The organism is Pseudomonas brassicae, from assembly GCF_010671725.1.
Classification (GTDB): domain Bacteria; phylum Pseudomonadota; class Gammaproteobacteria; order Pseudomonadales; family Pseudomonadaceae; genus Aquipseudomonas; species Aquipseudomonas brassicae.
The window spans coordinates 1-1,392 of record NZ_JAAHBU010000543.1; the positions used below are offsets into that span (position 1 = coordinate 1).

Annotated in this window: 2 protein-coding genes and 1 pseudogene; 2 read left to right on the forward strand and 1 reads right to left on the reverse strand. The window is 54.5% G+C overall.

Going from position 1 to position 1,392, the window contains the following annotated elements; all coding sequences use genetic code 11:
* Positions 1-674 (forward strand): lipid II-degrading bacteriocin (locus tag G3436_RS25810; protein WP_243667331.1); only part of this gene is annotated, 674 nt, incomplete at its 5' end.
* 40 nt (positions 675-714) lie between these two features.
* On the forward strand, positions 715-1,158 hold the full coding sequence (locus G3436_RS25815; RefSeq protein WP_163951067.1) for a hypothetical protein: 444 nt from the start codon (positions 715-717) through the stop codon (positions 1,156-1,158).
* 42 nt (positions 1,159-1,200) lie between these two features.
* Here the strand turns inward: G3436_RS25815 and G3436_RS25820 are convergent.
* A pseudogene (locus G3436_RS25820) lies at positions 1,201-1,392 on the reverse strand (D-alanyl-D-alanine endopeptidase); the annotation flags it as partial.

The following is a 1,392-nucleotide window of genomic DNA, read 5'->3' on the forward strand; positions in this document are numbered from 1 at the left end:
TGTACTGTGATCGGAAGACTTCAAGTGAAACATTTCGGCGTGAAGTGATAAGAACAAAGTTCGGTGTTCCAACGGCCGTCGAGCTAACCGCCCTAGGTGCGATCGACCAGTGGCACGCGGAAGGTAAATCGCTAGATCTTGGTTTTCAACGAATGGCCCAGAGTCTTCGAGCGTACCCCGTTATCCATGAAAGCATGGTTAGTTATCCCACAAAGTCTCATGTTTTTTCAGGTGGAGTACTCACTCCCTTTCACGCGCTTGCGCACTCCATAAGTGGCAAGGGAGAGCCGGTAATTTTCCCAGTTGGGAGTATTGGGCTCAATGTTAAACTCCCAAGTGTCAGGCCCTTTATGGATGCTGTAAACGCTAAAGGCAAAGGTGTGCATAAGATTGATGTGAAGTTTACGCACGATGTGCGCAAGGACAGTCTGCAAAGCGGCTGGGCGCTAGGCAATATAACTTTGCGCGTAGTGGGTAATGTTAAAGTCGCTGAGGATGGGGCGTGGATATTCGATGGCGAGTTGAGGGCCTATGATGATCTCTATGACGCCAATGCATCAACACATCGAGACTGGATAGGTGAGTCGGCGACCTCTTTTCTTCGCAGCGTAATGCAGACGCCATACACGATAAAGATGCCAGGAGTCATTTCGGTGAAAGCAGGGGGGCAGTAGCAACTTTGAGTTATCAGGGATAAATTGTTGTGGAGGTTATATGGCTATGGTACTTGGATTCTTATCCGTTCGTTTTCTACCCCTCGCCTTGAGCGTCATGGGATGGCTGCTGCTCGCGTTCGCGGCGCAGGGTGTCAGTGAAAACGCGATTGATTCAAGCGATACCCGCGGGCTGCCGCCACTTGTTATCTATGTGGTAGGGCTGTGCGTGCTGGGCGGCGTGTCCATCGTGTGCGTTTCGCTTTACGCTCTTTTGCACCGGTGGGTGGCAGCGGTCAGGGGCGTTCCCTGCAATGTAATGTTGTATGCGCTTCTGAATATCCCATTGCTGCTTGCGGGCCTTGGGGGCGGGCTGGCTGCCTGGGCATATGCGGCTGATTCAGTGTTGGGCCTGATGTCTGCCAGCGCTTATGGGCTATCGTTGATTTCAATGCTTTGCGCAGGCCGTTGCTGGATGCGAACAGATAGGCATGGAGCAGGCTAGCCAGCCAGGCCGCTGCGTGCTCAAGGCACGGCAGCCGCTGTCTCAGTCAGCCACCGGACGGTTCTGGCTGCGTTCGGACTTGTAGCGGATGGCCACGGCGGGCGCGGGCTTGGCGCTGCCGGTTTCCAGCCATTGGCGCATGCGGCTGGCATCGGCAAAGTGGGTGTACTTGCCAAACGCATCCAGAATCACCATCGCCACCGGACGATTGTCCATCCGGGTCAGCAGTACCAG

Excerpts from the sequence above, each read along its gene's own strand:
- G3436_RS25815 (WP_163951067.1), top strand. The coding sequence starts at position 715 with ATGGCTATGGTACTTGGATTCTTATCCGTTCGTTTTCTACCCCTCGCC.